The organism is Aminobacter sp. NyZ550, assembly GCF_025628925.2.
Lineage (GTDB): Bacteria > Pseudomonadota > Alphaproteobacteria > Rhizobiales > Rhizobiaceae > Aminobacter > Aminobacter ciceronei.
Map to the genome: position 1 here is coordinate 1,269,727 of NZ_CP114190.1, position 23,398 is coordinate 1,293,124.

Consider the following 23,398-nt stretch of genomic DNA (forward strand, 5'->3'; position numbering starts at 1 on the left):
GCTTTGTCAGATCCCGTTGACGTCGAACTGCAGGCGCTTGGCCGAGTCGATCGACTTGTGGTCGCGCACCTTGGCGAGCACGTCTTCGGGGAACGGTGCGTCGAGATAGAGCAAGGCGATCGCATTTCCACCCGGCCGGTCGCGGCCGAGCTGGAAGTTGGCGATGTTGACGCCGCTCTCGCCGCACACGGTGCCGAGCAGGCCGATGATGCCAGGCGCGTCGGCGTTGGTGGTATAGAGCATGTGTTGGCCGACCTCGGCATCGAGATTGATGCCCTTGATCTGGATGAAACGCGGCTTGCCGTCGGAGAAGCACGTGCCGGCGATCGAGCGCGTCATATGCTCGGTCTTCACGCTCAGCTTGATGTATCCGTCGAACACGCCCGACTTGTCGCGCTTGACCTCGGCGACGATGATGCCGCGCTCCTTCACCATGATCGGCGCCGACACCATGTTGACGTCGGAGACCTGCGGCCGGATCAGGCCGGCGAGCGCAGCACTGATCAGCGCCCTGGTGTTCATCTGTGCGGTCTGGCCGTCGAACAGGATCTCGACCTCGGTGATCGGGTCTTCCGTCACCTGGCCGACAAAGGCGCCGAGCACTTCGGCGAGCTTGACGAAGGGCTTGAGCCGCGGCGCTTCCTCAGCGGTGATGGACGGCATGTTGATGGCGTTGGAAACAGCACCCTTGACCAGATAGTCGGCCATCTGCTCGGCCACCTGCAAGGCGACGTTCTCCTGCGCTTCCGAGGTCGAGGCGCCGAGATGCGGGGTGCAGACGACGTTGTCCATGCCGAACAGTTCGTTTTGCTCAGCCGGTTCCACCTCGAACACGTCGATGCCGGCGCCTGCCACCTTGCCGCTTTTCAGGCCGGCGATCAGGTCCTTCTCGACGATCAGGCCGCCGCGGGCGCAGTTGATGATGCGCACGCCCGTCTTCATCTTGGCGATGGACTCGGCGTTGATGATGTTGCGCGTCTTGTCGGTCAGTGGCGTATGCAGCGTGATGAAGTCGGCGCGGGCGAACAACTCGTCGAGCTCGACCTTTTCGACGCCGAGTTCTTCGGCGCGATGCTCGGACAGGAACGGATCGAAGGCAACGACATGCATCTTGAGGCCGACGGCGCGCGTGGCGACGATCGAGCCGATGTTGCCGCAGCCGATCAGGCCGAGCGTCTTGCCGGTGATCTCGACGCCCATGAAGCGGTTCTTCTCCCACTTGCCGGCATGGGTCGAGGCATTGGCCTCGGGCAACTGGCGGGCGACCGCGAACATCAGCGCGATGGCGTGTTCGGCGGTGGTGATCGAATTGCCGAAGGGCGTGTTCATGACGATGATACCGCGCCGCGAGGCGGCAGGAATATCGACATTGTCGACGCCTATGCCGGCGCGGCCGATGACCTTGAGATTGGTCGCTGCAGCGATCAGCTTTTCGGTGACCTTGGTCGCCGAGCGGATGGCCAGGCCGTCATATTGGCCGATGACTTCGAGCAGCTTTTCCTTGTCCTTGCCGAGGTCGGGCAGGTAGTCGACCTCGACGCCACGATCCTTGAAAATCTGGACGGCGGTGGTGGAGAGTTTGTCGGAAACGAGAACGCGAGGCATGGGTCTTAATCCCTTTGCGATTGGTCTGCCTCCCCCTTGTGGGGAGGTCGGTCGCGAAGCGACCAGGTGGGGGAATGGGTTGAACGCGGGGATGGGAGCAAAGTCTGATGCGCCCCCAATCCCAATCCGCCGTGCGGATCGACCTCCCCCGCGCGGGGGAGGGCAAGGGCGTCAGGCCGCAGCCTTGAGCGCTGCCTTCTGGTTGGCGAAGGCCCAGTCGAGCCAGGGCATCAGCGCCACCAGATCGGACGTCTCGACGGTGGCGCCGGCCCAAATGCGCAGGCCGGGAGGCGCATCGCGATAGGCGCCGATGTCGAAGGCGACGCCTTCCTTTTCCAGCGCTGAAACCATGCCCTTGGCGAAGGCCGCCTGACCGTCCTTGTCGAGAGCGGCGACCTCAGGGTCGACGATCGACAGGCAGACCGAGGTGTTGGAGCGCGTCTCCGCAACGACGGCCAGGTTGGCAAGCCAGCCGGACTTTTCGACGAACGCGTCGATGGCCGCGAAGTTCGCGTCGGCGCGGGCAACCAGCGCATCGAGGCCGCCCAGGCCCTTGGCCCAATTCAGCGCGTCGAGATAATCCTCGACGCAGAGCATCGACGGCGTGTTGATGGTCTCGCCCTTGAAGATGCCTTCGATCAGCTTGCCGCCCGAGGTCAGGCGGAAGATCTTGGGCAGCGGCCAGGCCGGCTTGTAGCTCTCGAGCCGCTCGACGGCGCGCGGGCTGAGGATCAGCATGCCGTGCGCGCCTTCGCCACCGAGCACCTTCTGCCAGGAGAAGGTGACGACATCGAGCTTCCGGAAATCGAGCTTCTGGGCGAACGCCGCCGATGTGGCGTCGCAGATGGTCAGGCCCTTGCGGTCGGCGGGGACGAAGTCGCCATTGGCGACGCGCACGCCCGAGGTCGTGCCGTTCCAGGTGAAGACGACGTCGCGGTCGAAATCGACCTTGCCGAGATCGGGTAGCTCGCCATAGGGCGCCTCGAACTTGCGCACGTCTTCGATCTTGAGCTGCTTGACAACGTCGGTGACCCAGCCGGCGCCGAAGCTCTCCCAGGCGACCATGTCGATGCCACGTTCGCCGAGCAGCGACCACATCGCCATCTCGACGGCGCCGGTGTCGGAAGCCGGAACGATGCCGATGCGGTAGTCCGATGGGACCTGGAGAACTTCGCGGGTCAGCGCGATGGCCTGCTCGAGCTTGGTCTTGCCGATCTTGGCACGGTGCGAGCGGCCGAGCGGCGCGTCAGCGAGGGCCTGGAGCGACCAGCCGGGACGTTTTGCGCAGGGACCTGAGGAGAAATTGGGGTTTGCCGGACGGAGTCCGGGTTTGGCGACGATCGTCATCGTGGTTCTATCCTTCCAGATAGTTGGCCCCTCGTTGGGGAGGGGTGGCCCACGGACGGCGATATGCGTTTAGCGTTCGGGCGTCAAGAGGAAAGTTTCTGTCGCAAAGAGGACATGCCGTGACGGTGCGGAAATGCAGGCAGCGCTGGTCGCCGACCGGGCATGCCCGCAATCGCCACCTACTCTGCCGGCAGATAGCCCGCATGGACCAGATGGTCGTGCAGCAACTCCCGGATGGCTTCCTGCCGGCTGGCGTCGCTCTGCTTGTTGCGGCGATATTCGTCCACGGCGTCCAGCACGGTCGATGGAAACCTCATATGCACGGCCTCGGTCCCCGCTGGCCGCCGCCCTCGTTTCGGAAGTTGTTCACGCAAGCCCGCCCCCAAGTGAAGTCTAATTTAGAGAATCGTAAATTCCGAAAGATGAAATTGCAATAACGAAGTGGCTGGTGGGAAGGTGGCAGAAATGCCTCCAACGCTCTTTGTGGGCACGGGGAAGACCGGTTTAGGTCAGCGGTTGTGCGGCGATTGGAATTAACGCAGAACGGGCATCGGTTTGCGGGGCTTGCATTGGCGGGGTGGTTCGTGGCTCACGTGTTTTCACTCGGACTGCGGTTTCAGGGGCTGATTGCCGCTCGTCCGCAAGCCGTGACCGTGGCTTCGCTGACTGCAATCGTCGGCATTTCTCTGGCCCTCGGATTCTACAATCTCGACTTCCTCTATGGCGCCCATGTCGACGAACCAACGAAGGTGGCACTGGTCGCGGACAAGCCCAACAATTATTTCCACCCACCGTTACTGATCGTTCTGGCGAGGGGCGTTGTGTGGCTCGTGTCGGCTTCCAGCGACCTCGATCGGCTTTGGGCCGGCCGCTTCGTCAGCGTCATGGCAATGACGGCCGCAAGCGCGCTTTTCTACCTTGTCATGGCGCGCTACGTCGATCGCCTGCAGTCCGTGATCTGGAGTTGCGTTTTCGCATCGTCTCCGGCAATCGCCGTGCATGCCCACTACTTCAAGGAAGACGCGTTGCTCGTGTTTGCCATTTGCCTTGGCCTCCACGCGCTGGTGCGGCTTGTGGAAAGAACCGACCTGCACAATCTGATCTATTTGGGCATTGCTCTCGGTCTTGCGCCGTCGGCCAAGTATGTTGGTTTCCTGAACAGCGTCGGGTTGTTCGCATTTGCCCTGTGGTACTGCCGGTTAGGCGTGAGGGGCGGCGCATTGGTGGTCGTCGCGGGCGCCGCCACCATTCTCGCCGTTCTGCTCGTCTCCTTCGCGGGCGAAAGCGGAACCGGTCTTGGCGATGTGTTGACTGGCCTCGCAAGGGAACTCAGGCATGCCGAGGATGGTCATGACCTCAAGGAATGGGTCTGGGCAGGCTATGGATTCACCCATCTGCGTCACCACCTGCTTCCAAGCATCACGGCGATGACGTTTCTGATAGGTCTCGGGGCAATCTGTTTGGCGCTGGTCAAGGACCGAGACCGGCAAGTGGCAGCCTTTGCGGCGGCCGCGATCATATGGTTGTTCGCGCTTGAGCTCTCGCCGCTCAAGATCGTGGGGCAGATGCGCTATGTGCTTCCAGTTGTCATCTATTTCCTGCTCGCCGCTGGGATTGCCTGCTCGCGCTCAGTCGCCATTCGAAGCCGAGCCGGGGCCATGGTGTTGGCCCTTGTTGCGCTGACGGTCACAGCACATGCGGGGATTTCCTATGTTCGGAACATGAATCCCGGCAAGGACACGCGGACGAGGGCAGTCGAATTCCTGACGGCAAACGGGATGACCAATGTGATCTCCGACTATCCGATCGGTCATCCAGTGGCGCAGACATGGGACTATGAAGCGCTGGCCTCGTACGACTATCTGCTGTCGCTCAGATTCGAGCGCTATTTGCGCGGTGGCGGGCTGAGAGCACAAGACTCGCAAGTCTACGAGCTGGCATCGATGTTCCATTGCCTCGACGGGTATGCTGTCGCAACGATTTCCCGGCTCTATGGGGACTACGGCTTCGTGGCGCCGACTGTCAGGATATACGATCTCAAGCGCGGCGCCTCATGCATCCCGGCAGCAAAAAGCCGGATGTGAGGCACGGCTGGCTTCTTCGAGAGAACGCAGCGCTTCTAGAAAGCAAACGGCGGGCCTTTGTCCGCCGCGGTCATCATCTAGGGGAGATCAGGCGCTTACCAAAGATCGTAGCGCAGGCCGACCTTGACCTGGTGGTAGTCGAGGCCCTTCTTGGTGGTAAGCGTGCTGAAATCCATGTATTCCAGATCGGGCGCGCTCAGATACTGGTAGCCGACGTCGATCGAGGTGTTCTGGGCGACGCGATATGCGACACCGGCGCCGACCGAGTATGCGACCTTGTATTGCGCGTCGCGGGCATAGAAGTCGAGTGTCGGGTCGACATCGTCTATGCTCACGCGCTGGCTTGAATAGATCAGGCCCAGGCCGGCGCCGACATAGGGCGTGAAGCCGGCGACGGTGCCGAGATCGGCATAGACATTTGCCATGCCGTTCCAGAAGCTGTTCTTCAGCGAGACGGTGGTGTCGGCATCCGAAGCGCTGAAATTGTCGGTGCCCAGGAAACCGACATTGAGCTCACCGCGCAGGAAATCACTGAAATGATAGCCCGCACCGATGCTGCCGGTGATGCTGGTGCTGTCGGATTCAACGCCGAACAGCGTGAAGTCGTAGGGCGACTTGGTGATGTTGTAGCCGACGTCGCCGCGCAGGTACCAGCCGGAACCGACTTCGACCGGGACATATTCCGGGGCCTCGTCGATGGCGATTGGCGGGTCGTAGTCGGCAGCGCCGGCTGCCAGTGGCCAAAGCATGGTCGCGGCCAGTGCCAGCGCTATGCGAGACGTCAAGGTCATGATCGCATTCTCCCGAAATGGCGCCAGATGTTGCCGATGAGCCCAGCAGCCGTTCAGCTCATCATTAACCATAGAGGTTAAGTCACAGTTAAGGATAACAGATGCTTAGCTGGTGTTTGCGGACGTCGCCGCAAAGAAAAACCGCCCGGCGAGCCGGGCGGTTTGGTGTCAGGAACTCCGCTTGGACGCTTAGTTCAGCGAGTAGCGGACACCAAGCTTGAAGTCGTGCGAGGTGATGTCCTTGAACCGGATGCCGTCATTGGCAGGCGGGAAGGGGAAGGACGGGTCGACGTTCTTCAGCTCACCGGTCTGGCCGTCGCCGAGGTTGACGAAGCTGTAGCCGAGGTCGATGGTCATGCGCTCGGTGGCCTTGATGCCGAGGCCGGCATGAAGTGCCCAGGCGAGATCCCAGCGCGACTTGTCGGCGGCATAGGCGCCACCGCCCGTCTGCGGGTTGGTGTCGGTGAAGCTGGAGATCGTGTTGCGCGACGCGCCGATACCCGCACCGACATATGGCGTGATGCCATAGAACGTGCCGACGTCGGCATAGGCGTTGGCCAGGAACAGCCATTCCGACTTTCTGCCGCGATAGTTGTTGGTTGTTACCGGATCACCGGGAGCCGTGGCCCTCAGCCAGTCCTGTGCGGTGAAGTCCGCCGCGCCGCGATACTCCGCGGTGATGTCGCCACGCAGGAAGTCGTTGAACTGATAGCCGACGCCGAGGCCGAAAATCGGCGCCGAGCCGAAGCTGCCGTCATCGTACCAGCCATGTTCGAACGGGATGTCGAACAGCGGCGATTCCAGTCGCTTGATGCGCTGGTTGCTCATGCCGATGTGGCCGCGCAGGTACCAGCCGCCATAGGATGGCTGCTCGACCTCGATGATCGGCTCGGGCATGTCGGCGGCGAAAGCCGGCCCGGCGACCCCGACGAGCAGCGCGGCGAATAATGCGTTCCTTCCAATATTGAACATTGCCCATAACCCTATACTTGCGGACCCGCTACGCGCCCGACGTCACTAACCGGGATGGATAATGCTTGGTATAGGTTAAGGCCCGCTTAACCCTGGCGATTAACCATGTTTGCCTGCGCTCAATGGTTGCCGAGGTTGTGGCCTCAAGCTTTTGAACAACAAAAAGCCCGCCATCCGGCGGGCTTCAGACTGCTGACAACCCCCTGGCGAGAGTTGGGGGTTTGTGATTCAGTGGGTGATGTTGAAGCGAGCCGGCCCTGAACAAACCGCACTTGAGATCGTCACGCTCGATCAACTGGTTCCAGTTGATCACCTTCTGCGCAAGATCGATGGTGTTATCGATTTCTCGTTCATCCACGATCTGACAGCGCCGCTTTACTGCGCCGACAATGGTCGCCCGCCACTTGATCCGACCTTGATGTTCAAGGCGCTGTTCATCGGCTACCTGTTCGGGGTGCGCTCGGAGCGGCAATTGGTGCGAGAGATCGAGGTCAATGTCGCCTACCGGTGGTTCCTGCGGCTGAAGCTGACGGACAAGGTGTTCGACGCCTCGACATTGTCGCAGAACCGACGCCGGCGCTACCAGGACGAGACGATCGCGCAGGCGATCTTCGACCGCATTGTCGAGCAGGCGATCGGGGCAGGCTTGGTCGACGGCACGGTGCTCTACACCGACAGCACGCACCTGAAGGCCAATGCCAACAAGGGCAAGTACGACCTTGCCATGGTCGCCAAGTCGCGTGCCGACTACTGGGGCGAGCTCGACCGGGCGATCGATGCCGAACGGGCGTTGCACGGCCAGAAGGCGCTGAAGGAGCAGGAGCGGCAGCCTGCGGTGAAAGAGACGAAGGTCTCGCGCACCGATCCTGAGGCTGGCTATATGGTGCGCGAGGGCAAGCCGAAGGGCTTCTTTTATCTCGATCACCGCACGGTGGATGGCGGCTTCGGCATCATCACCGACACGTTTGCCACGCCGGCCAACGTGCATGACTCGATCGTCTATCTCGACCGGCTCGACCGCCAGGTGGAGCGTTTCGGCTTCGACGTCACGGCGGCGGGGCTGGATGCCGGCTATGCCACGCCAGGCATCGCCAAGGGCCTGGAGGACAGGAACATCCACGGTGTCGTCGGCTATCGCAACCCGACCCGGCCAAAGCCTGGCAAGATGAGGAAGGGCGCTTTCGTCCATGAGCCGGACCTTGACGGCTATCGTTGCCCGCAGGGCCAGTTGCTCACTTACGCCACCACCGATCGCGGCGGTTATCGCCACTACAGGAGCGACCCGACGATCTGCCGCAACTGTCCGCTGCTGGCGTCTTGCACATCAAACGCCAAGGCCGAGCGCACCATCACGCGCCATGTCTGGCAGGATGTCCGCGAGCGGGTCGATGCCAACCGCTTAACCGCATGGGGCAAGGCGATCTATCGACGCCGCAAGGAGACGGTCGAGCGATCCTTCGCCGATGCCAAGCAGCTCTTCGGCCATCGCTATGCCCGCTTCCGAGGGCGAACACGCGTCGCCTGCCAGTGCCTGATCGCAGCCGCCGCCCAGAACATGAAAAAGATCGCAATCAGCCTCTGGCCAAAGCCAAAACCAAGCCTCGCATGAGGCCAAAGCCGGCTCGCAACGGCCTTGGCATCTGCTTCCCGACATCAATCCAAAAGCTCAATCAACCCACAAAACAAAACCCCGCCGAAATTCGACGGGGTTTGTCAGCAGTCTGAGCCCGCCGGAGGCGGGCCTTTCAGTGTCTCTCAGATATCTTGGCTCAGGCGGCCGAGCGGCTTTCCGATATGACGCCGACGATGTCGTTGACCACGGTTTCGACCAGTTGCGGGTCGTCGCCTTCGGCCATCACGCGGATCAGGGGCTCGGTGCCCGACGGGCGGATCACCAGACGACCGGTCTTGCCCAGCCGGTTGCGGCCGTCTTCGATCGCCGCCTTCACCAGTGTCTCCTCCAGCGGCTTGCCGCCGGAGAAGCGGACGTTCTTGAGCAACTGCGGCACCGGCTCGAAGGTGCGGCTGAGCTCGCTCATCGGCTTGTTGGAGCGCTTGATGCAGGCAAGCACCTGCAGCGCCGCCACCAGCCCGTCGCCCGTGGTCGAGTAGTCGGTCAAAACGATGTGGCCCGACTGCTCGCCGCCGATGTTCAGGCCATGCGCGCGCATGTGCTCGACGACATAGCGGTCGCCGACCTTGGTGCGATGCAGTTCGAGGTTGAGCTCGCCGAGATAGCGCTCCAGGCCGAGGTTCGACATCACGGTCGCCACGACGCCGCCGCCGGCGAGACGGCCGCTCTGCTGCCAGGATTGCGCGATCAGCGCCATGATCTGATCGCCGTCGACGACGGTGCCGTTTTCGTCGACGATGACGACGCGGTCGGCGTCGCCGTCAAGCGCGATGCCGATGTCGGCGCGAACCTCGTGGATCTTCTTTTGCAGGCCGGCCGGATGGGTCGAGCCGCATTCGGCGTTGATGTTGAAGCCGTTGGGCTCGACATTGATCGGGATCACCTCGGCGCCGAGTTCCCAAAGGGCGGCAGGCGCCACCTTGTAGGCTGCGCCGTTGGCGCAGTCGACGACGATGCGCAGGCCCGACAGAGACATCGAGCGCGGCAGGGTGCGCTTGGCGAATTCGATGTAGCGGTCATGCACGCCATCGACGCGCTTTGCCCGGCCGAGCCCGTCGGAATCGGCGAGCAGCGCCTCGACATCCTGGTCGAGCATCGCCTCGATGCGTTCCTCAATCTCGTCGGAGAGCTTGTAGCCGTCTGGGCCGAACAGCTTGATGCCGTTGTCGTGGTAGGGATTGTGCGATGCCGAGATCATCACGCCGATGTCGGCGCGCAGCGAACGCACAAGCATGGCGACAGCCGGCGTCGGGATCGGGCCGAGCAGGAACACGTCCATGCCGGCGGCGCACAGGCCCGACACCAGCGCGTTCTCGATCATGTAGCCCGACAGGCGCGTGTCTTTGCCAAGCACGACGCGGTGGCGGTGATTGCCGCGCTGGAACGACAGGCCGGCAGCCATGCCGACCTTCATCGCAACCTCAGCGGTCATCGGAAATTTGTTGGCCCGTCCGCGAATGCCGTCGGTGCCGAAATAGCGTCCAGCCATGTTAGCCTGTCCCCGTGGAGTCCACCCGCGCCTGCTTTGCCACAACGCGGGCCGACCAACGCATCACATTTGGTGATTTTATGTCACAAAAGCTTAGAAAAGGGTTGGGGTTTTTCGCGGCAGTCTCCCCGACTTGAAGGTGGGTGGGCCTTTCTCGGCCCCCCTGATGCCAGGCTACAAACGTGGCGCGGCTCCAATTTGGACAAACCGTTTGTTGGAGCCCGACAGGATCCATATCGCAATGGTTGCAGAAGTTGCTTGGCTGTCGGGCGCAGATGCAGAAGGCGCCACCTTGCCAATTCCTTGAATCCAGCTAGACAGGAACTCCGGCTCACTCGAAAGAACACGATATGCCGGAACTCTCCACACTCATGCTTTTTGCCGCCGCATCGGTGGTTCTGACCGCCACGCCCGGTCCCGACATGCTGCTCATCGCCTCGCGCAGCATCAGCCAGGGGCGCTCGGCGGGTTTCCTGACCTATCTCGGCATCGCGCTCGGCACCTATTGCCATGCGCTGGCCGCGGCCCTCGGGCTTTCGCAGCTGTTTGTGGCAGTGCCTGTCGCCTACGAGATCGTGCGCTGGGCCGGTTGCGCCTATCTGCTCTACCTTGCCTGGAAGACGCTGCGCTCCGAGACATCGGCCTTTGCGCCGGCGTCCGGTCTCAAGCGGTTCTCGTCAAGGCGCATCCTCGGCGCAGGGCTTGCCACCAACCTGCTCAACCCCAAGATGGCGTTGTTCGTGCTGGCGCTGTTTCCGCAGTTCATCCGTCCCGACACCGGATCGATGATCGTGCAGACGCTGGTGCTGGCGACCGTGCTCAACGGGATCGGCTTCATCGTCAACGGCTCGGTCATCCTGCTGAGCAGCCACCTGCGCCAGCGGGCAGGCGGATTGGTGCGGCTGGGCAGGCTGCCTCAATATTTCCTCGCCAGTGTCTTTGCCGGGCTGGCATGCCGGGTGGCGCTGGGCAGCCGAAACTGAGCATCGCCGCTGCTGCATCGAAGATGCAAAACCGCCGCTGGGTGTCCTCAGCGGCGGTTCCCTGAGAACGCTATCGACTCACGTCGCAAGTTTCGCGCCGGCCAGTAGGTCGTCGATCACCGACGCCCGGAACGCGCCGCTCTCTAGAGTGCCATCGTTGTTCATGAGAAGTGCCGCCACGTAGTTCTGGTCCTCCGACAGCGCCACGATGTTGGAGGCGCCGTTGTCGCTGCCTATGTGGCCGACGACTTTGCGGCTGGCACTTTCCTCTTCGGTCCAGCCGAGCCCTTGATAAGGGTAGATCTTCGGGTCGACCTGCCTGCGCAGCATTTCGGCGGATGCTCGCTGGGACAGGACGGCATTATGGCTTCCCCACAGCATGGCATGCAGCGACTTGACGAGGTCGCTCACCGAGCAGCGTAGCAATCCGGCCGGAACGTCGGGATAACCCTGCTGCGGCAGTTCGACGAACGTGCCGTCCTCGAAGCTGTAGGGCTTGGCAAGCACATCGCGCTGAAATTGCCTCAGATACCAATGGGCATTGCTGACGCCGATCGGGTCGAGAATGTTCTCCTTGACGTAAGCCGGGAAGCTCGTCCCGCTGATGCGTTCGACGACGTAGCCGGCGAGCGCAATGGCGACGTTGCTGTATTCCCACTTCGTGCCCGGCTCCGCCTGGAGGAAGGATGTCCCGGGTGCATAGGTGCCGCCGCCACTCACAAGATAGTTCCGCAGGAAGTCCGACAGGCTCTGCGTGGGATCGCCCGGGAAAGAAACGTCGCCATGGCCTTCGTCGAAAATGCCCGATGTGTGGGTCAAAAGGTGGTGCGGCGTGATCGGCAACTGTGGATGGTGCGGGTTGCGGACCTGAAAATCGATGAACCCGCTGACGTCGCCCTGCAGGTCGAGACCCTTGCGTTCGAACAGCTGCACCAGGGCGGAAGCCGTGAAAAGCTTGCTTATGGACGCCAGGTGCATCGGGGTGTCGGTGGTAAGCTTTCGCTGCTGTTTCAGGTCGGCGAAGCCGAAGGCCTCGGAGAAGAGCGTGATGTTTTCCCTGGATGCGATTGCAACGGCCGCGCCCACGACGTTTGCCGCCTTCATCCGTGCAGGAATGCCGGCTGCGAAGTCGCGGCGCCAGTCTTCGAAAGACGGGTTCCTTGCGTCGACCGCAAAGGCCAAGGATCGCTGAGGGATGAGCATGCCGGTCAATCCCAGTTTGAGCAGTGAACGACGCGATGCGACCATGATCTGTTCCGCTTCGGTCTGCCGACTGGATGCGATTCGGATGCGTGCCCGACCATTGGCGGCAGCGTGCCGATGACCTCTGCGAAAACTTGGTGGAAACGGTCATCTGCTTGGAGGCAGTCTGCGACCGCCCAGAATGCAAAAACGCCGCCGAGTTTCCTCGACGGCGTTTTTCATTCAGTACCGCTGTCCGGGCCTCAGCTCGACGGCTGGGGTTCCATGCCGCCTTCGGGCTCCGAACCCTTCTTCTTGCCGCGGGTCGAACCGGCCTTCGGCACGGCCGAGCCGCGCGACGGCGGGGTGTCGTCACCCATGTCGCGGGCGGGCTTGCTGCCGGCGATCAACTGCTTGATCTCTTCGCCCGACAGCGTCTCGTATTCGAGCAGGCCTTCGGCGAGTGCGATCCAGTCCTTCTTCTTCTTGGTCAGGATGGTCCTGGCCGTCGAATAGGCCTCGTCGATCAGGCGGCGCACTTCGGCGTCGATGATCTGGGCAGTCTCTTCCGAGATGTTCTGGGTGCGGGCCACCGAGTGGCCGAGGAACACCTCTTCCTGGTTGTCGCCGTAAGCGACGTGGCCAAGCTTGTCGGAGAAGCCCCAGCGGGTGACCATGGCGCGCGCCAGCTTGGTCGCCTGCTCGATGTCGGAGGAGGCACCGGACGTGATGTTCTCCTTGCCGAACTTGAACTCCTCGGCAACGCGACCGCCCATCATGATCGCCAGACGCGAGATCATGTACTTGTAGCTCATCGAGTAGCGGTCGCCTTCCGGCAGCTGCATGACCATACCCAGCGCGCGGCCGCGTGGGATGATGGTCGCCTTGTGCAGCGGGTCGGCGGCCGGCACGTTGAGCGCCAGGATGGCGTGGCCAGATTCGTGATAGGCGGTCAGCTCCTTCTCGGCCTGGGTCATGGCCGAGGAGCGGCGCTCTGCGCCCATCATGATCTTGTCCTTGGCGTCCTCGAATTCCTGCATGGTGACCAGGCGCTTGTTGCGGCGCGCAGCCATCAGGGCGGATTCGTTGACCAGGTTCATCAGGTCGGCGCCGGAGAAGCCGGGGGTGCCGCGTGCGACCGTCTTGAGGTCGACATTGGGCGCCAACGGCACGTTGCGGACGTGAACCTTTAGGATCTTCTCGCGACCGACGATGTCCGGGTTCGGCACAACGACCTGGCGGTCGAAGCGGCCCGGACGCAGCAGCGCGGGATCGAGAACGTCGGGACGGTTGGTCGCGGCGATCAGGATGATCGACTCGTTGGCCTCGAAGCCGTCCATTTCGACCAGCAACTGGTTCAGCGTCTGCTCGCGTTCGTCGTTGCCACCGCCGAGGCCAGCGCCACGATGGCGGCCGACGGCGTCGATTTCGTCGATGAAGATGATGCAAGGCGCGTTCTTCTTGGCCTGCTCGAACATGTCGCGGACGCGGCTTGCACCGACGCCGACGAACATTTCGACGAAGTCAGAACCCGAGATGGTGAAAAACGGCACATTGGCTTCACCGGCGACCGAGCGGGCCAGCAGCGTCTTGCCGGTACCGGGAGGGCCGACGAGCAGCACGCCGCGCGGGATCTTGCCGCCGAGGCGCTGGAACTTCTGCGGGTCGCGCAGGAACTCGACGATCTCTTCCAGGTCTTCCTTGGCTTCGTCGACACCGGCGACATCGCCGAAGGTGACGCGGCCGTGTGCTTCGGTCAGAAGCTTGGCCTTGGACTTGCCGAAGCCCATGGCGCGGCCGGAACCCGACTGCATCTGGCGCATGAAGAAGATCCACACGCCGAGGATCAGGATCATAGGCAGCCAGGACAAGAGTACCGAGAAGATCGAGCCCGAACCGTCATTTTCAGGGCGGGCGTTGATGGTGACGTTCTTCTGCTCGAGGCGCGACACCAGCGTCGCGTCGCCCGGCGAGTAGGTCTGGAAGCCTGTCGAGTTGTCAATATAGGTGCCGCTGATGCGGTCACCGGCAATCGTCACCGTCTTGACGCGGCCAGAGTCCAGATCCTGAAGGAACTGCGAATACGCCACTTCGCTCGACGCGCCGCGGGTCTGCGGGGTCTGGAACAGATTGAACAGGGCGATGAGCAGAACGGCTATGATCGCCCACAGCGCGAAGTTGCGATAGTTCGGATTCATCGAGTTTCCCGTTGGCGCCCACGAGGGGCGCGTATGGTGAGAGTAAGCTTGCCCCTAACATAGGCACGGCCTCGGACATTGCCAAGCGCGTCCCTAAGTCTCGGTTAAGGTCAAACAGCAATGTGACCACGGCATGGCGAGGCCGGGATCGCTCGCCCGCCAATCAGTTCTGACACTGCCTGAGCCGGAGCCAGGTCGAAGCCGGGGAGGAAACGCGCCCAAGGGCCGGCCAGCGCGTCAGCATTTGTTAGAAAAGCCAATCCCGCCAATCTTTCGCCGCGCCACAAGGCGGGCTCGGCTTGAAGTGCCGCCCGGACAAGACTTTGCGGTGCATTCGCCTCCGACGCCATCGAGATGGCGGCCGTCAAACCGAGTGGTGCGACGGTCATTTCAGCCTGTCCTGGTTGTGGGGCCGCAAACCTGTAGCGGCCGTCCCACAGACCGGTCGCCAATGGCGTTGCCCGCGGCAATCCGCGTCCCTCGCGCAGCAGGAAAATGCCTGTGCTTCTGATGTCGACGAGCGCGCGCGACAATGTGGCGCGGGCCGGTTTTTTGTTGGCCGGCCCATCGGCGAGACGCTCCAGCAGGTCGCGGACGCGTGCCTCGTCAGGCAGATGTGGCACGCCGCCTGACACCGCAATCAACACACGCAGCGCGTAGGCCGCCGCATCGCTGTCAGGTGTCTCCGCGAAGGCCGGGTCGAGACGGTTCAGTCCCGGGCCGACGCGACTGGCATGGGTGGCGATCAGCGCTGCCGCACGCTCGCCCAGTTTGGTGCGCGCCGCGCCTGCCTGCCGGGCGTCGCTTAGGGCGGCCTCGATCCGCTGGATGCCATCGTTCTGCAGCGACAGCCGCATGCGTGGCCGCTCGTAGGCGTCATTGGTGTTGGTGGGGTCGTCGATCCAGCTGGTGCTGAGTGCCCTGAGCATGTCGCGCAGCCGCTCGCGGCGCTGACCGAGCAGCGGGCGGACGATCCAGATGTCGCCGTCGAAAAGCGTGGCCGAGGCCATGCCGGCGGCACCGCGGCCCGTGCCGCGCGCGCTGCGCATCAGCACCGTCTCGGCCTGGTCGTCGGCGGTGTGACCGGTGACCAGGATCGTCGCACCCGCCTCGCGCGCTGCCTGCGCGAGCAGATCGTAGCGCGCATTGCGCGCGGCGGCTGCGATGCCGGTCGACGGCTTGTCGCCGGTCCAGTGCATCGTGCGATGGGCAATGCCAAAGCGGGCGCAGAGCTGCCCAACCGCGTCGGCCTCGGCGCCCGAACCGGGGCGTAGCGCGTGGTCGACGGTCACCGCCTGCAAGCGCGTCGTCGGCGCGTGCCGGTCGAGATGGGATTTGAGAAGAAGGAGAAGCGCTGTCGAGTCGCTGCCGCCTGATACCGCTGCGATGATCGTTGCGTGCGCGGCGAAGTCGAACTCGGAAAAGTCTGCAAAAAAGTCGGCGTCGATCGGCTGCGTCAGCACGCGGCGAGAGCCCGTTCCTGCTTGACCCGCTCCTTGATGGCGCCGGAGACGTCGGGATAGCGCTTGCCAATCTCGCCGAAGGTGGCGCAGGCAACATCGCGCTGCTTCAGGCCGACAAGCGAAACGCCGAGCTTGAGCATCATTTCAGGCGCCTTCTTGGACTTCGGATATTCCTTCGAGGCGTTGAGGAAAATCTCGGCAGCGTCGCGGTACTTCTTCTGGCCGAGAAGCGACTCGCCCAGCCAGAAGCGGGCATCGGCCGTCTTGGGATCGGCGGGGAAGCGCGAGATGTGATCGCGAAAACCCTGTTCGGCGGTGGTGTAGTCGCCCGAAAGAACGAACTGGTAGGAGTTGCGGTAAAGCTCGTCCGGATCGTTGGTGTCGGGCAATGCGGCAACGGCGGTGCCATTGCTCTTCGGCTGCGCCGGTTGGGTTGCGGCAGGCGCGTGCGGCTGGGCCGGGGCAGCGGCCTGCGGATTGGCGGTTTCCGAGACGACGTTGCCATTGGCATCGACGGTGATGGTGCCGAATGTCGTCGGCGGCGCGCCGGTGCCGCCACCGGCAACTGCACCGGGCTCACCGGCGCCGGAATCGGTGATTACGTCTTCGACGCTGTTTGCGCCTGGGGCGGGAGCGGTCGCCGTCTGGGCCGCGCCGGGTTGAGGCGCCGTGGGCGCCTCAACGATCGAGCTGTTGCTCTTGCCGGAGGCGTCGGACTTCTTCTGTCCGCCGCCCTCAAGCTCCTGGAAGCGGAACTCGTTGTCTTCCTGCATCTTCCGCATCTGCTCCTGCATCTGCAGGATCTGGAAGTTCAGCTCCTCGATGGAGCCGTTGAGCTTGCGGATTTCCTCCTCGAGCGCGGTGACGCGCGGATCGCCCGCCTGGGCGAGCTGGATCGGAGCTTCGGTGCTCTCCGTCTTGCTGCCGAAAACACCCGGCAGGCCGAACTTGGGGAAGTCGATGCCAATGCCGTCGCGCGCGTGCGCTGCGGCCCCCGACAGAAGGAAGATGGCAAGTGTGCCACTCAGGATTGATCGAAAATGCATTAGCCTCTCGCCGTGGAAGAGAATTTGGTTGCTTCGCGCCGATGCGCTCTCGTCATTTATCAGGACCGGAGACTTCGGCCAAATTTTGTTTCGGACTGCCAGATAAGCAAAAGGCGGCCCGAAGACCGCCTTTCGTTCCACTCAGTGGCTTCGCGCAGCTCAGCTGCCGGCGCCCGACAGCGTCGTGACGGCGCGGCGGTTCTGCGACCAGCAGGAGATGTCGTCGCAAACCGCGACCGGACGTTCCTTGCCGTAGGAGATCGTCTTCAGGCGGTTGGCGGCAACGCCCTGCGAGATCAGGTAGTCGCGGGCGGCAGCGGCGCGACGTGCGCCGAGAGCCAGGTTGTATTCGCGGGTGCCGCGTTCGTCGGCATGGCCTTCGACAACGACTGCGTACTGGCCGTACTTGTTCAGCCACTGCGCCTGGCGGCTCAGGATGCCCTGGGCGTCGGCACGAACCGACGAAGAGTCGGTGTCAAAGAAGATGCGGTCGCCGACATTGACGGTGAAGTCCTGCGACGAGCCCGGCGTTGCCGAGCCGGCGCCGCCGCCGAGGCCGAGATCGGCCGCGTTGTTCGGGGTCTTCTTCGAGGCGCAGCCGGCAATCGCCAGAGAGGCGATCAGGGCCACGACCACGGGGTTGGTTGCAAATTTTGCGATACGGCGCATCCCGCCTCTCCTTCGCATTCGAGTGATTTCGTTGAACATCCAGTAACCACGTTGGGGTTAACCGGCATTCAAGAAACGTGGTTAAAATATCGTTGCTGCTCGCTGTAGTGTCCCCGCATGCGGCAGCCGTCGAACATGCACTTCGCCGCGCACCGTAGGCGAAAATACGGCAGAAAGGCGGCGTCAATGGTCAAATGACGCCGCCTGGTCCATTCGTCGCGCCTTCACCGGAGAAGGTTAACAACGGGCCCCTGTGGCACTGCGTGTCAGCTGGGACGCGCAAAGGGCGCTGTCACACTTTGACACGGTGACTGCCCCGTTGCGAAGTTCGAAGCCGATCTTCCTGCCCGTGTACTTAGTCGAGCAGCGGCGACCATGCCGGGTCGGAGGCAAAGCCCGAGGTCGGGATCGCCTGCTCGTTGCGGCCGGTGAGGTCGACCGAGTAGAGCTTGGGACCGCCGCCGCCGGGCTGGTCGCGGAAGAACATCACGACACGGCCGTTCGGGGCCCAGGTCGGGCCTTCCTGCTGGAATCCGGTCGACAGGATGCGCTCGCCCGAACCGTCGGTCTTCATGACGCCGATCTGGAACTGACCGCCCGACTGCTTGGTGAAGGCGATCAGGTCGCCGCGCGGCGACCACACCGGGGTCGAGTAGCTGCCGCCGCCGAAGGAAACGCGGGTCTGGCCCGAGCCGTCGGCGCCCATGACGTAGATCTGTGGCTGGCCGCCACGGTCGGAGGTGAAGACCACCTTGGAACCGTCGGGCGAATAGGATGGCGAGGTATCGATGGCGCTGGAGTTGGTCAGGCGCGTGGTGGTGCGGCTGCGCAGGTCCATCGAGAAGATGTTGGAATTGCCGTCGTCGCGCAGCAGGCTCATGATCACCTTCTGGCCGTCGGGTGAAAAGCGCGGCGCAAAGGTCATGCCGGGGAAGTTGCCGACGAGTTCGCGCTGGCCGGTCTCGATCTGCAGCAGGTAGACCTGCGGCTGACCGCTTTCGTAGGACATGTAGGTGATTTCCTGGCGCGTCGGCGAGAAGCGCGGGGTCATGGCGATCGAGCGGCCATCGGAGAGGTAGCGCACATTGGCGCCGTCCTGATCCATGATCGCGAGGCGCTTCTTGCGCGCGGTCTTGGCGCCCGACTCGTCGATGAACACGACGCGGGTGTCGAAGTAACCCTTCTCGCCGGTCAGGCGCTCGTAAATGGCATCGGCGATGATGTGGGCGATGCGGCGCGAATTGGCCTTGTTGGCGAAGAACTGCTCGCCGGCAAGCTGCTGGCCGGCAAAGGTGTCCCACAGCCGGAACTCGGCCTTCAGCCTGCCGTCCGCTTCCTGGCTGACACGGCCGGTGACCAGCGCCTGGGCATTGATGACCTTCCAGTCCTCGAAGCGCGGTGCGACATCGGGGTTGGAGATCTTCTCGATGAAGGCGCCCTTGTCGATCGGGGCGAACAGGCCCGAGCGCTGCAGGTCGGCGGCGACGATGCCGGCGATCTCGGCGCCCATCGCATCACCTGACAGGAAATCGGTGATGGCGATCGGCAGCGGCTCGACATTGCCCTTGTTGACGTCGATCTCGACCAGCGCGCGTGCGGGCAAGGTTGCAAACGCGGTCATGCCGCTCGCCATGGCGCCGATCAGAAGGATCGCTTTGATTACATGCTTCATTAGACAGGCCTCTTAGTTCCGGGTGAGCGTGTGGGCGCTCAGAACATTTCGCTCGGGTCGAAATTGACGATGACTTGGTCCCAGCCGCCGGCATATTTGTCAGCCGGCAGATTGTACGGAGCACACTGGAGGACCGCGCGGCGCGCCGACTCGGCTGCCGCCCGCTCGATGCCGGCCGAACCACCACCGGAGATGATCTCCGGCCGTCCCTCGACTTCGCCGCTAGGGGTGAGATTGAACTGAATGGAAACCTTGAGGTTGCCGCCGTCCATGGCGCCTGCCGGCACGTTCCAGCAACGCTGGACCTGACCGCGAAGGGCGTCCATCTCGCTCTGGCTCAGCTTGTTGCCGCCGGTGTCCTTCTTGCCGCCCAGCGATGCCTGTTCGGTGGAGCGCTTGGCGCCGCCGCCCGAAGGCTTCTGTTTGTTGAGAAGGGCCGCAACCTCGTCGGCGTTGAATTCCTTTTCTTCCGACTTCGGCTTGGACGAGGCCTGCTGGGTCTGCTTGTCTTCCTGCTTGCGCTCGGGCGTCTTGGCCGTCTGCGCCTGCGGAGGCTGCGGCTTGGCTTCGGGTGCCGGCGCATTCTCGGGCAGCTTGACGGCTTCCGCCTCGGCCTGGTCGTTGACGATGGTCTCGGCAACCGGGTCGGGCTTGACTTCCTGCTTGGGCTGGGGCTGCGGCGTCACTTCGGTCGCCGGTACCGGCACAGGCTTTGGCTCGGCCTGCTTCACCGGCTCGGGCTTGGGCTGCTCGACCGGTGTCGGCTTGGGCTCGGGCTTGGGCGAGGGCGGCGGTGCGGCTGCGACATCCACGTCCTTCTGCGTCGGCTCGGGCGTCGGCGGTTTGTCGCTGTCGGTCTTGTTGTCGCCGACATTCTGGGCGTCCGGCACGATGTCGGGACGGCTTGTCGGCTTGGGCGCCGGCTTTTCGTTGGCCGGGGCCTTCTTGTCGCCCTTCTGGATCTGGGTGATCGATTCCACCGGCACGATGTCGACCGGGAACGCCTCGACGTCGGCGACTTCGAGGGCGCTGGGTGCCGACAGGGTGAACAGGCCGAAACCCAGCACCGCCGCATGCAAAACCACAGATGTCGTGATGCCGGTCTTCATTTTGCGGGCTACTGGTCCTGTTCCTGCAGCGTAACGAGGCCGATCTTGTTGTAGCCGGCGGCCTGGATACGGGCCATGACCTTCATCACCGTACCGTAGTCGGCGGTCTTGTCGCCGCGCACGTAGATGCGTTCCTCGTAGCCGGCCCTGGCGATGGCGCCGAGCTTGGCGACGACCTCGTCGATCGGGATCTCGGTTTCCTGGATGTGGATCTGGCCGGCCTCGTTGATGGAGATGGTGATCGGCTGTGTTTCCGAATTCAGCGCTTTGGCCTGGGTCTCGGGCAGGTCGATCGGCACGCCGACGGTCATCAGCGGTGCGGCCACCATGAAGATGATGAGCAGCACCAGCATCACGTCGACGAACGGCGTGACGTTGATTTCGGACATCAGGCCGTGGTGGCGGCCGCGCCGCCTGTGGCCGCGCCCGCCGCGGCCCGAACCGCCCGCGCTAATTGACATACCCATGGTCTACTCCTCAGGCCCGCTGCGCGACTTTTTCATCGATTTGGCGCGACAGTATGGCGGAGAACTCGTCCGAGAAGCCCTCCATGCGCATGCCAATCTTGCCGGCGTCGGATGACAGCTTGTTGTAGGCGATGACCGCGGGAATAGCGGCGAGCAGGCCGATTGCGGTTGCCAGCAGTGCCTCGGCGATGCCGGGGGCGACGACGGCGAGGTTGGTCGACTTCGAGCCGGCAATGGCCTGGAACGAGGTCATGATGCCGACGACGGTGCCGAACAGGCCGATGAAGGGGGCGGCCGAACCGATGGTGGCGAGGAAGCCGAGCCGGCCTTCCAGCCGCTCCATCTCGCGCGTCAGCGCCAGGTCCATTGCCTTGTCGATACGGGTCTGCAGCGCCAGCGGCGATTTGGCGCCCTTCTCGAAACTCTTCTTCCACTCCTTCATGGCAGCGACGAAGATCGCGCTCATGCCTGTGGTCTTGCGGTCGGAAAGGTTGCGATAGAGCTCTTCCAGCGACTGGCCCGACCAGAAGATCTGTTCGAAGCGGTTCAGCGCTGCGCGCATGCGGTTGTAGGCGACCAGCTTGTCGACGATGATCGCCCAGGTCCATACCGACGCGCCGAGCAGGCCCAGCATCACCAGCTTGACCACCCAGCCGGCCTGCCAGAACAGCGCCCAAATCGACAATTCCGCGCCGGTTTGGGCGAGAGGTAGGTTTTCCATCTTGTAACAGTCCTTAAGATTTCCGGGCCCGGCTCGCAGCTAGCCCTTGCGCATCATCCCATCGTGGTCCGTTCGCGCGAAGCTTCCGGAAGTGCCCCAAAATGCGCCTTTTCGGCCTTTTCGGAGCGAATTTTGGTGAAAGGAAGGCCGCTCGGAATACTTACGACTTTCACCGACCTCTTAATGGACCGTTATGGTTAAAGATGGGTTAGGAACATGGTGGTGCGCCATCCTGTCACCCCAGCGGGACCGGCTTGCAGCGCTGCGCAGTGCGGATTCGCGGCTCCGGCGCCACACGATCTTGTGATCGCGAGTTCACTCTCGGCACGCCTAAGCTCGGCGCGCCGGGGCCCGTCCCGCTTTAGCGGCCGGGCATGAAGGCTTCGATCCAGTCCTTGGGGAAGCGTCTCGGACGGCCGTTCTCGCCGATGATGGCCGCTTCGACCTTGGCTTCGACCAGCACCTCGTCACCGCGTTTCAACTGCTGGGCCATGGTGATGCGGGCGCCCGAGACCTCCTGCGTCCGGGTTTCGATGGTCAGGATGTCGTCGATCTTGGCAGATCCGCGGAAATCGATCTCCATGCGGCGCACCACCCAGACGATCTTTTCGCCATGCTTGCCGTCGACAAGTTCGGTGTGATGGACGCCGGCGAGGCGCAGGAAGTCCGAGCGCCCGCGTTCAAAGAATTCGAGATAACGCGCATGGTAGACGACGCCGGAGAAGTCGGTGTCGGCATAATAGACCCGCGCCATCAGCCGGTGGCCGAACGGCGTCAGGGCGCCGGATAGGCCGGCCGCCAGCAAGTCCTGGTCCACATCATCCGCCATTGCACATCCTCTTTGCGGTCCATTGTCGGGACGATCCGGCAACAGGGCAGGGAGTCCGATGGCATTATCGGTGGCAACGATCAAGAACTGTCTGACGCATTGCCGGCACGGGTTTGTCGGCAGCCGAGCAGCCTTGGCCAGGGCAGCGCCTTGCGGCAGTTCCGTCAGACCTTTTCGCCCTGCCTTTCGGCAGGTGCGACGCTCAGGTCCTGGCATGCCTTCTGCAGTCGAGCCTGCGTACCTATCGGCCCCGGACGTTTGCGCGAAAACACCAGCAGGTTGGTCCGCATGGCCGGCGGCATGAGCCATTGCAGCAGCGAGACGAAGGCAAAGCCCGCCGCCGTGCCGCCATGATATTTCGGCGTGCCGTTGGAAACGTAGCCATGGTGCGACCAGCTTTTGTCGTCGAAGGCGCGCCGAATGCTGCCCAAGGTGTTCATGCGGTAGAATGTCGGAAACGCATCTTCCCGTGGCCGCTCGGGCCACACCAGCCTCATCATGCGATCCTTCACCGTTTCCGGCACCAGCGTGGTGCCAATCCCGACATAGCCAAGGCGGTTCGGGGTGAGCGCGCAAAGCCATCCGCCGGGCTTGAGCACCCGGTGGATTTCCTGCGCGAACTGCCGGGGATGTTCGACATGCTCGATCACCCATTCGCAGATGATGATGTCGACGCTTGCGTCTTCCAGTGGCAGGCAGCCGCCAGGTTCAATGACCCGCGCCTCGTCGAGATGCGGATGCGTCATCACCACCGGGTCGACGTCGATGCCGATGACCTTCCTCACGCGGCCATGGAAATTGCAGAACCACTTGCGGAAAGGCGCACTGCCGTGGTCGAAACGGGAGCCGCGCCCGGCCCCCAGGTCGACGACCACCATATCGGGCTCCACAAGGGCGTTGACGCGCGTGTAGAACTCGATCGCCTCATCGTCCCGGGTAAATCCGCCGGCTGCTGTCTCAGGCCGCCATTGGTCAACCACCGTCATTGCATAACCCCCGCTGCGCAATCGATCGAAATTCTATCAATAGCTGTGATCTGCAAACAAGTATCCATGCTGAGCAAACAAATCATGAAGATCATCGTTTACGGTTAACCTGAACATTTATTAATTTCCATGCAGATACATTCGCAATGGAT

The 23,398-nt window shown here is 63.0% G+C and carries 20 protein-coding genes; 3 read left to right on the forward strand and 17 right to left on the reverse strand.

Going from position 1 to position 23,398, the window contains the following annotated elements; translation table 11 throughout:
* Positions 1-6: 6 nt before the first annotated feature.
* The 3 genes from serA to N7E70_RS06260 form a co-directional block, all read right to left on the reverse strand.
* Positions 7-1,605: a phosphoglycerate dehydrogenase gene (serA, locus tag N7E70_RS06250; RefSeq protein WP_263005815.1), complete on the reverse strand. Its 1,599-nt coding sequence runs from the start codon at positions 1,603-1,605 to the stop codon at positions 7-9.
* 171 nt (positions 1,606-1,776) lie between these two features.
* Positions 1,777-2,952 (reverse strand): phosphoserine transaminase, encoded by a 1,176-nt coding sequence (locus N7E70_RS06255; protein ID WP_263005816.1) that lies wholly within the window; start codon positions 2,950-2,952, stop codon positions 1,777-1,779.
* 179 nt (positions 2,953-3,131) lie between these two features.
* On the reverse strand, positions 3,132-3,269 hold the full coding sequence (locus N7E70_RS06260) for a hypothetical protein (protein WP_169808307.1): 138 nt from the start codon (positions 3,267-3,269) through the stop codon (positions 3,132-3,134).
* A 267-nt stretch (positions 3,270-3,536) separates the two neighbouring features.
* Between N7E70_RS06260 and N7E70_RS06265 the strand changes: the two genes are divergently transcribed.
* Positions 3,537-5,036 carry an ArnT family glycosyltransferase gene (locus tag N7E70_RS06265; protein ID WP_263005817.1) on the forward strand — a complete coding sequence of 500 codons (1,500 nt, stop codon included), beginning with the start codon at positions 3,537-3,539 and terminating at the stop codon, positions 5,034-5,036.
* A gap of 95 nt (positions 5,037-5,131) precedes the next feature.
* On the opposite strand, the gene N7E70_RS06270 is transcribed toward N7E70_RS06265, so the two are convergent.
* Both N7E70_RS06270 and N7E70_RS06275 read right to left on the reverse strand, forming a co-directional pair.
* Positions 5,132-5,827: an outer membrane protein gene (locus N7E70_RS06270; RefSeq protein WP_263005818.1), complete on the reverse strand. Its 696-nt coding sequence runs from the start codon at positions 5,825-5,827 to the stop codon at positions 5,132-5,134.
* Between the two features lie 189 nt (positions 5,828-6,016).
* Positions 6,017-6,799 (reverse strand): outer membrane protein, encoded by a 783-nt coding sequence (locus tag N7E70_RS06275; RefSeq protein WP_263005819.1) that lies wholly within the window; start codon positions 6,797-6,799, stop codon positions 6,017-6,019.
* 238 nt (positions 6,800-7,037) lie between these two features.
* On the opposite strand from N7E70_RS06275, the gene N7E70_RS06280 reads away from it, so the two are divergent.
* Entirely contained in the window at positions 7,038-8,408 is a 1,371-nt protein-coding gene (locus N7E70_RS06280; RefSeq protein ID WP_192316544.1) for an IS1182 family transposase, read from the forward strand.
* A gap of 160 nt (positions 8,409-8,568) precedes the next feature.
* Here the strand turns inward: N7E70_RS06280 and glmM are convergent, their stop codons facing one another.
* Positions 8,569-9,921 carry a phosphoglucosamine mutase gene (gene glmM, locus N7E70_RS06285; protein ID WP_067956772.1) on the reverse strand — a complete coding sequence of 451 codons (1,353 nt, stop codon included), beginning with the start codon at positions 9,919-9,921 and terminating at the stop codon, positions 8,569-8,571.
* A 350-nt stretch (positions 9,922-10,271) separates the two neighbouring features.
* Here glmM and N7E70_RS06290 point away from each other — a divergent pair, with 350 nt between their 5' ends.
* Positions 10,272-10,904: a LysE family translocator gene (locus N7E70_RS06290; protein ID WP_263005820.1), complete on the forward strand. Its 633-nt coding sequence runs from the start codon at positions 10,272-10,274 to the stop codon at positions 10,902-10,904.
* A gap of 78 nt (positions 10,905-10,982) precedes the next feature.
* Here N7E70_RS06290 and N7E70_RS06295 read toward each other — a convergent pair whose 3' ends face one another.
* The 11 genes from N7E70_RS06295 to N7E70_RS06345 form a co-directional block, all read right to left on the reverse strand.
* Positions 10,983-12,152, reverse strand: a complete 1,170-nt coding sequence (locus tag N7E70_RS06295) for a serine hydrolase domain-containing protein (protein ID WP_263005821.1) — start codon at positions 12,150-12,152, stop codon at positions 10,983-10,985.
* 197 nt (positions 12,153-12,349) lie between these two features.
* The gene (gene ftsH / locus N7E70_RS06300; RefSeq protein ID WP_067956781.1) at positions 12,350-14,284 is read right to left on the reverse strand and encodes an ATP-dependent zinc metalloprotease FtsH; all 1,935 of its coding nucleotides are present in this window, start codon (positions 14,282-14,284) and stop codon (positions 12,350-12,352) included.
* Positions 14,285-14,394: 110 nt separating this feature from the next.
* Positions 14,395-15,747, reverse strand: coding sequence for a tRNA lysidine(34) synthetase TilS (gene tilS, locus N7E70_RS06305; protein WP_263005822.1), 1,353 nt, complete (start codon positions 15,745-15,747; stop codon positions 14,395-14,397).
* Positions 15,741-16,793, reverse strand: a complete 1,053-nt coding sequence (gene ybgF / locus N7E70_RS06310) for a tol-pal system protein YbgF (RefSeq protein ID WP_263005823.1) — start codon at positions 16,791-16,793, stop codon at positions 15,741-15,743. The genes tilS and ybgF overlap by 7 nt, the downstream gene beginning before the upstream one ends.
* Positions 16,794-16,952: 159 nt before the next feature.
* Positions 16,953-17,462, reverse strand: a complete 510-nt coding sequence (pal, locus tag N7E70_RS06315) for a peptidoglycan-associated lipoprotein Pal (RefSeq protein WP_067956787.1) — start codon at positions 17,460-17,462, stop codon at positions 16,953-16,955.
* A gap of 355 nt (positions 17,463-17,817) precedes the next feature.
* Positions 17,818-19,134 (reverse strand): Tol-Pal system beta propeller repeat protein TolB, encoded by a 1,317-nt coding sequence (gene tolB / locus N7E70_RS06320; RefSeq protein WP_067956791.1) that lies wholly within the window; start codon positions 19,132-19,134, stop codon positions 17,818-17,820.
* Positions 19,135-19,172: 38 nt separating this feature from the next.
* Positions 19,173-20,243 carry a hypothetical protein gene (locus N7E70_RS06325; protein WP_067956794.1) on the reverse strand — a complete coding sequence of 357 codons (1,071 nt, stop codon included), beginning with the start codon at positions 20,241-20,243 and terminating at the stop codon, positions 19,173-19,175.
* Between the two features lie 8 nt (positions 20,244-20,251).
* Positions 20,252-20,710 (reverse strand): protein TolR, encoded by a 459-nt coding sequence (gene tolR / locus N7E70_RS06330; protein WP_263005824.1) that lies wholly within the window; start codon positions 20,708-20,710, stop codon positions 20,252-20,254.
* Between the two features lie 10 nt (positions 20,711-20,720).
* Positions 20,721-21,431 carry a protein TolQ gene (gene tolQ / locus N7E70_RS06335; protein WP_067956800.1) on the reverse strand — a complete coding sequence of 237 codons (711 nt, stop codon included), beginning with the start codon at positions 21,429-21,431 and terminating at the stop codon, positions 20,721-20,723.
* A 361-nt stretch (positions 21,432-21,792) separates the two neighbouring features.
* Complete coding sequence (gene ybgC, locus N7E70_RS06340; RefSeq protein ID WP_263005825.1) at positions 21,793-22,260, reverse strand: tol-pal system-associated acyl-CoA thioesterase; 468 nt, start codon at positions 22,258-22,260, stop codon at positions 21,793-21,795.
* Between the two features lie 164 nt (positions 22,261-22,424).
* Positions 22,425-23,246, reverse strand: coding sequence for a class I SAM-dependent methyltransferase (locus tag N7E70_RS06345; protein WP_263005826.1), 822 nt, complete (start codon positions 23,244-23,246; stop codon positions 22,425-22,427).
* Between the last annotated feature and the right edge of the window lie 152 nt (positions 23,247-23,398).